The organism is Pseudomonas sp. (genome assembly GCF_036387035.1).
Classification (GTDB): domain Bacteria; phylum Pseudomonadota; class Gammaproteobacteria; order Pseudomonadales; family Pseudomonadaceae; genus Aquipseudomonas.
The window spans coordinates 1-7,505 of sequence record NZ_DASVUM010000034.1; the positions used below are offsets into that span (position 1 = coordinate 1).

The window sequence follows — 7,505 nt, forward strand, 5'->3', positions numbered from 1 at the left end:
ACAGGTTCGGGCGGTGGATTCCAGGCTGCCCAGGACGCGCCGCCGTTGGGAAGCGTTGTGCCTTTGAACATCGAGTTTTCCCAGAAGGGATCTTTTGTGTCGTCCTTGAACATGACCTACCGGGTGCGCGCAAATTTGAGGGCGCGCAGGATGCGGGTGGGTCGAGGAGCGGTCAACGAAGGGACGGTTACGTGATGTTGCCGCGCGGCGGCATGCCCAAAGTAGGGCGGAAGGGAATGACTGCCGAGGCTGGATAAGGTGTGTCAGCTAAGGAAGAGGCCGCGCACAGATCGCGTCCGCTTCCCAACTAAAGCCGGTCCTACATGGACGCAGAGCGTCCGGGGCGGCGTTACCACGCAGAGGGTGGGAACGATCAGATGTCAGCGTCTGGACGGGCCTCTTCCCGGCTAAAGCCGGTCCCACTAAAAGCATGCGCTGTGTCAGTGGGACCGGCTTTAGCCGGGAAGCCTTTGGTCTGTTCTAGATCTGTTCTAGATCTGTTCTAGATCTGCTTTAGATCTGCTTTAGATCTACTTTAGATGTGCTTTAGATCTGCTTTAGATCTGCTTTAGATCTGCTGTTGATCTTCAAACACAAGAGGTCCAGACACCGCCAAACGCGACTTGGGTGCAGGCTGAACGCAGGGCCCACGGAGCGAGACCGGAGTGAAGGAACCCGACGAAGTCGGGCCCAACCGAGAGCAGGCACTTTTGGTTACTTTTAGTTGGTCCGGCTCCCGGCTTTTTAAAAGTAACTCGCCGAAGGCGAAACGCTCTGCCGTTAGGCAGAGGCTCTCGATCTTGCGCTTGATCCAGACCTCAATAACCGCGATTTCGATCTATCTGACCCACCATCCGCTCCCCCCGCTCAAACCGCCGGATATTCTCCAACAACACCCCAAACGCACTCGCCGGCTGCGTCATCGCCGCCACATGCGGCGTCAACACCACCTGCCGATGATCCCAAAAAGGATGATCCGCCGCTGCCGGCTCCACCTGCAACACATCCAGCACCGCGCCGCCCAACTGCCCGCTGTCCAGCGCCTCCAGCAAATCCCCCTCCACCAGATGCCCGCCGCGGCCCATATTGATCAGCCCCGCACCCCGTGGCAGCAACGCAAACAGATTCCGGTCCAGAATCCCCTCCGTCTGCTCCGTCAATGGCAACACACACAGCAAAATATCGCACTGGCCCAAAAACGCCGACAACTGCGCCTGACCCGCAAAACACGCCACACCCTCAATCTCATGAACACTGCGCGCCCAGCCCGACAACGCAAACCCGAACGGCGCCAGCGTCGCCAGAATCTGCTGCGCCTGCGTCCCCAGCCCCATCACCCCGACGCGCCGACTCTGCGCCGGTTGCAACAGATGCGCCTGCCAACACCGCGCCGCCTGCTGCTCGCGGTACCGCACCATATCCCGATGCAGACTCAACACCGCCCAGGTCGCGTACTCGCACATGCCCCACGTGATGCCCGGATCCAGCAGCCGCACCACCGGCAGGTCCGCCGGCAGCCGAGAGAGGTCAAGCTGATCGACCCCGGCCGACAGCGCGAACAGCACCTTCAGATTGGGCAGCAACTGCGTCAGATTATCCGGCGCCTGCCAGGCCGCCAGGTACTCGACTTCCTCAGGATTGCCGATGTCCGGCCAGGCGCGCCAGGCAATGTCCGGGGCGTGTTCGGCGAACAGCGTCTGCCAGTGTTTCGCGCGCGCGGGGTCGGCTTTATAGAGCAAGGCCATGGGCATTTCCTGCTGGTTAAAGGTGACGATCATCATCCCTCAAGCCCGGCGCAGGATCTGTTGAAAGGCGGGGCCAAAACAGTGGATCCGCAGTTCTCACGGGCCAAGTTCGGCTAAGTGCGTTGCTCGCACGCCGTAATCTGAACAGCATCGCAACCGCCTTCGGGTTGCCGGACTGACAGTGGGAAAAGCCATGAACAGCAAAGTCGACGAAACCCCTCATTTGCTCCGTCAGCGCGAGCAATTCGTGCCCCGTGGCCTGGTGACCGCGCACCCTCTGGTGATCGACCGTGCCCAGGGCACCGAAATGTGGGACGTGGACGGCAAGCGCTACCTGGACTTCGTCGGCGGTATCGGCGTCCTCAACGTGGGCCATAACCACCCGAAGGTGGTCGCGGCCGTGCAGGCGCAATTGCAAAAAGTCTCCCACGCCTGCTTTCAGGTGGCGGCGTATCAGCCTTACCTCGACCTGGCCCAACGCTTGTGCGAAATGATCGGCGGGCAAGACGCCTACAAGGCCGCGTTTTTCACCTCTGGCGCCGAGGCGGTGGAAAACGCGGTGAAGATCGCCCGAGCCCACACCAATCGTTCAGCGGTCATTGCCTTCCGTGGCGGTTTTCACGGGCGCACCTTGCTCGGCACCACGCTCACCGGCATGAGCCAACCCTATAAACAGAACTTCGGGCCATTTGCGCCGGAGGTGTTCCATACCCCTTACCCCAACGCTTACCGTGGCGTCAGCAGCGAAGCGGCACTCAGTGCGCTGATGGAACTGCTGGCAACCCAGGTCGCGCCAGAGCGAGTCGCTGCGATCCTCATTGAACCGGTGCAGGGCGATGGCGGTTTCCTAGCCGCGCCGCCGGAGTTTCTCCAGGCACTGCGTGCACTGGCCGACAAGCACGGCATCGTCTTGATCCTCGACGAGATCCAGACCGGCTTCGGCCGCACCGGCACCTGGTTCGGCTTCCAGCACGCCGGCATCCAGCCCGATCTGGTCACCGTGGCCAAAAGCCTCGCCGGTGGCCTGCCGTTGTCGGGTGTCGCCGGCAAGGCGCACATCATGGACGCGCCACTGCCCGGCGGCCTCGGCGGCACTTACGGCGGCAACGCCCTGGCGTGCGCGGCGGCCCTGGCGGTGATCGAGGCGTTTGAAGAAGAACAACTGCTCGCGCGCAGCCAGGCATTGGGCGAACGCCTGCGCCGGGGCCTGATCGGTTTGCAGGCGCGTTACCCGCGCATCGGCGATGTGCGCGGCACCGGCTTCATGCTGGCAATCGAGCTGATCAAGGATGATGCGGCGCGCACCCCGGATGCCGATCTCAACCAACGGGTGATCGACGAAGCCCGCGCCGGCGGTTTGCTGGTGATTAAATGCGGCGTCTACCGCAACGTACTGCGCTTCCTCGCGCCGCTGGTAACCACCGAGGCTCAGGTCGACGAGGCCGTGCAGATCCTCGATGCGGCCTTGGCACGGGTCTTGAATTTGAAGTAGCGCTTTGCCCGCTGCGGGCCAGAGGCATCCAGGAGGTTGAGGTAGATGGGGCTGACAGAGTACCGAACGTTACTGATTGATTGCGATGAAGTGCTGGTGGATCGCGATTCCGGCGTCTGGGCCGCGCTGCAACCGCTGCTCGACAGCCGCGGCGGTCAACCGTCCAGGGACGAGGTGCTGGCCGAATTCAATACCGTCGTCACCGGCCTGTATGCGCGTTTCGCTGAGCTGGGCTTCAGCGGCGTGCTGTGTTTCGCCCACCGCCAGCTGGCTGAGACGTGGGGGTTGCACGCCAGTTGGGAGGAGGGGATGAGCTTTGCCCGTTCGGCGGGCAACTGGTCGTTGTTCGAGGACGCGCCGGGGGCCATGCTGTATCTGCGCAAGTTCTACCGCCTGCTGGTGCGCGGCGACCGCGATGCCGAGGACCGCGGACTGCTCGGTGAGCGGCTGGGCATTGCACCGGAAGATTTCATTTCCCTGTCCGAAGGTCCGCAATGGCTCACCGAACAGGGCGAGCCGCTGGAACCGATCCTCCACGTGACCCGACCGTCTGTCGGCCGTTACGCTGCGCTGGACCGCTGCCTGATCGGCCGCCACCGGGCGCGTCAGCCTTCGCCCTGCGCGGCGCAGTACTGCATCAACAGCATGGCCGATCTGGTGGCGCAGCATCAGCTGTCTTTACGGCGCTGATTTTGCTAGAAGATTGTCTTACAACGGCAGTCAAGAGGTACGTAATGGAAGGGCTCGTAAAACTGGATCGGATCGACATCAGCATCCTGGTCGAACTGCAAAAGGACGGCCGGATGACTAATGTCAGCCTCGCCGATGCCGTCGGTCTCTCCGCCAGCCCCTGCCTGCAACGGGTCAAACGGCTGGAGTCCGCCGGCTATATCTCCAGCTACAAAGCGCACCTGAACCTGGCCAAGATCACCGACTCGGTCACGGTGTTTACCGAAATCACCCTCAGCGACCACAAGCGCGAAGACTTCGCCAAGTTCGAATCCAATATCCGTCTCGTCGACGAGGTCCTGGAATGCCACCTGATCAGCGGCGGCTACGACTACCTGGTGCGCTTCATGACCCGCAGCATTCAGCACTACCAGGAAGTGGTGGAAAGTCTGCTCGACAAAAATATCGGGATCTCAAAGTACTTCAGCTACATCGTCATCAAGTCGCCAGTGCTCAAGGATGGGGTGCCGTTGCGCAAGTTGTTGCGCCATTGAAATAGACTTGATGTAAACCGCGACCTGCGTCTCCCGAGAGGAAGATTGCAGAGCGCTAAGAGGCTGTCCGTTTGCGCGGACGGCCTTTTTTTGTGATCGGGATTTGGCCAATAGGGGGAAGCCAGGAAACGCTGGGGTCGGGCGAACATGAAACTTGAAGTCGGCTTATTGACGTCAGTGTAATGGCTCATTACCATCGCGCCGTTATTTTGATGTCACTGTGCCATTGCAAGGATGCTTCGTGAACCTCTTCGCCCTTAGAGTTGCGCTGCTCTGTCTGCTCGCCGCAACGCCACTGACTGCTCGCGCCGCGCCCAATCCCGGCGATCAGGATTTGTTGCGCGACCGCCAGGAGCAACTGCTCCAGGATCAGCAACGGCGTCTCGAAGACCTCAAAAGTCTGCCCGGCAAACAAGCCGCCCCTGCGACAACCTCTGCTCCGGTCGATGACCGCTGCTTCATCATCACGACGATCGAGCTCAAGGGCGCCGCGTCGTTGTCCGATTCCGAGCGCCAGCGCCTGACGCAGCCCTATCTGGGCACGTGCATGGGCGTGTCCCAGCTCAACGAATTGCTCAAGACCATCACCAACCTCTATATCGCCAAAGGGCTGGTAACCAGCCGCGCCTACCTGCCCCAGCAGGACCTTTCCAGGGGTCAGTTGGAGGTGCTGGTGGTGGAAGGCCAACTGGAAAAACTCCAAAGCGCTGCCGACAGTGGCCTGAGCGAACGTGAACTGGCGATGGCCTTTCCGGGGCGCGAAGGGCAATTGGTCAACCTGCGCGAGATCGAGCAGATGGTCGATCAGCTCAATCGCCTGCCGTCCAATCAGGCGCAGATGGAGCTGACGCCGGGCCAGGAGGTCGGCGGCAGCGACGTGCTGGTCAAGAACAGCCCGCAAAAGCCATGGCGCGTGAGCCTGTCGCGCAACAACGACGGCCAGCGCAGCACCGGCGAGCAGCAGTGGAACACCGGTCTTGAGTGGGACAGCCCGCTGGGTCTGGCGGATCAACTGAGCCTGCGCGGCGGTCACGACGCGATGACCGACCACCTGCACACCTCGCACAATGTCGGGCTGGCTTACAACCTGCCGTGGGGCTGGTGGAATTTCAGTTACAGCTACAGCGAAAGCGAATACCGCTCAGAGGCCCAGGCCAGTGGCTTCGATTTCAAGCAGAACGGCGACAGCCAGACCCATCAGCTGCGCGCCGAGCGCGTCATCTACCGCGATGCCCTGAGCAAGACTTCGCTGAACGTTGGCGTCTCCAACCTGCGCAGCAACAACTACATCGAAGACAGCCGGCTGGCTCAGAGCAGCAACCGCATCAGCGAAGTGCAGTACGGCGTCAATCACGGGCGGCGCGTGGGTTCGGCCTTTCTCAACATTGACCTGGGCATGCAGCAGGGCATCAGCGCGTTTGGCGCCCAGGACAACAACCACCCGGGGCCGGGCGAGGCGAATGCGCGCTATCGCAAATACACCGGCACCGTGAGCTACCTGCAGCCGTTCAAGCTGTGGGACGAGAGCTTCACCTTCACCAGCCTCGCCACCGGGCAGCGCAGCGAAGACGTGCTGTTCAGCCCTCAACGCATGAGCCTGGGCGGTTCATCGTCGGTGCGCGGCTACAAGGACCAACTGCTGGCCGGCGACAGCGGCGGCTACTGGCGCAACGAGCTGCGCCTGACCCGCCCCGTCACCCTCGACTGGCTGCGCCCGGCCTTCAGCGATTACGGCATTGCAGCGTCTTACGACCAGGGCGTGATCGCCAACGGTCGCTACAACGACGACGAGCACGGGCGCCTGTCCAGCAACGCGTTCGAGTGCTTTGCCCGCGGCCAGCACGTCGCCGCGACCGTCACCTTTGCCCACTCTCTGGAGCGCCCCGGCGGCCTGGTTGAGCGCGAGTCGCCGATCTATTTCCGCATGGACTTTTTTCTCTAACGTTTGACGGAGATACCTGACATGGACGTTCGCCACTTCGATTTCCTCGTGCGTCAGCCCTCTGCTGCACTGACTGAGCGCCCACGTTTCTGGGGCATGCCCAAGCGCGGGATCGCCTTGATTCTGGCCAACGCCATGTTCTGGCAACCGCTGCTGGTCCAGGCCGACGGCATCGCGGTGAGCGGCACCACCAACACCACCCTGGGTCAGGCAGGGAACGGCGTGCCCATCGTGAATATCGCGGCGCCTAATGCCAGCGGTCTTTCCCACAACCAGTATCAGCAGTACAACGTCGGCGCCCAGGGCGTGATCCTCAACAACGCCACCGCCCGCACCCAGAGCACGCAACTGGGCGGCATTGTGGTCGGCAACCAGAACCTCAACGGCCGGGCCGCGTCGATCATTCTCAACGAAGTGACCGGCGCCAACGCCAGCCAGCTCAACGGCTACACCGAAGTGGCCGGGCAGGGCGCCCACGTGATCGTCGCCAACCCGTATGGCATCAGCTGCAACGGCTGCGGGTTCATCAACACGCCGCGCGCAACCCTGACCACCGGCACGCCGGTACTGGACAACGGCCGTCTTGATCATTTCCGCGTCGAGGGCGGCAGCGTGTCCGTCGAGGGCGCAGGGTTGGACGCCGGCAACATCGACCAGTTCGACATCATCACCCGCAGCGCGAAAATCAACGCCGAACTGCACGCCAACAAACTCAACATCATCGCCGGGCGCAACGACGTCGACGCCCAGACCCTGAACCCCACCGCCTTGGCGGACGACGGCAGCGCCCGGCCACAGCTCGCCATCGACAGTTCTGCGCTGGGTGGCATGTATGCCGGCGCCATTCGTCTGGTCGGCACCGAAGCCGGGGTCGGCGTGAAAGTGGCCGGCAACCTTGCAGCCAGCGCCGGTGATATCCAGATCGACGCCAACGGCCAATTGAACATGGGCCAGGCCGCCGCAACGGGCGCAGTCACCGTCAAGGCCCTCAACACCCAGCTGCAGGGCCCGGTGTACGGCAGCAGCGTCGACGTGCAAGGCCGCGATGCCTTGAATATTCAGCAGAACGTCGCCGCCCGCGATCAGGTCAGGCTCTCCAGCAG

At 62.3% G+C, this 7,505-nt stretch carries 6 protein-coding genes; 5 read left to right on the top strand and 1 reads right to left on the bottom strand.

The genetic code is table 11. The features are described from left to right. Positions 1–818: 818 nt before the first annotated feature. Entirely contained in the window at positions 819–1,745 is a 927-nt protein-coding gene (locus tag VF672_RS03305) for a glyoxylate/hydroxypyruvate reductase A (protein ID WP_331101446.1), read from the bottom strand. Positions 1,746–1,938: 193 nt separating this feature from the next. Between VF672_RS03305 and gabT the strand changes: the two genes are divergently transcribed. The 5 genes from gabT to VF672_RS03330 all read left to right on the top strand — a co-directional run. Then, positions 1,939–3,237 (top strand): 4-aminobutyrate--2-oxoglutarate transaminase, encoded by a 1,299-nt coding sequence (gene gabT / locus VF672_RS03310; RefSeq protein ID WP_331101434.1) that lies wholly within the window; start codon positions 1,939–1,941, stop codon positions 3,235–3,237. A gap of 45 nt (positions 3,238–3,282) precedes the next feature. After that, positions 3,283–3,927 (top strand): 2-haloalkanoic acid dehalogenase, encoded by a 645-nt coding sequence (locus tag VF672_RS03315; protein WP_331101436.1) that lies wholly within the window; start codon positions 3,283–3,285, stop codon positions 3,925–3,927. Positions 3,928–3,971: 44 nt separating this feature from the next. Then, positions 3,972–4,460: an Lrp/AsnC family transcriptional regulator gene (locus tag VF672_RS03320; RefSeq protein WP_003174918.1), complete on the top strand. Its 489-nt coding sequence runs from the start codon at positions 3,972–3,974 to the stop codon at positions 4,458–4,460. 241 nt (positions 4,461–4,701) lie between these two features. Next, positions 4,702–6,402 carry a ShlB/FhaC/HecB family hemolysin secretion/activation protein gene (locus tag VF672_RS03325; RefSeq protein ID WP_331101442.1) on the top strand — a complete coding sequence of 567 codons (1,701 nt, stop codon included), beginning with the start codon at positions 4,702–4,704 and terminating at the stop codon, positions 6,400–6,402. A gap of 21 nt (positions 6,403–6,423) precedes the next feature. After that, positions 6,424–7,505 (top strand): filamentous hemagglutinin N-terminal domain-containing protein (locus VF672_RS03330; protein WP_331101444.1); only part of this gene is annotated, 1,082 nt, incomplete at its 3' end.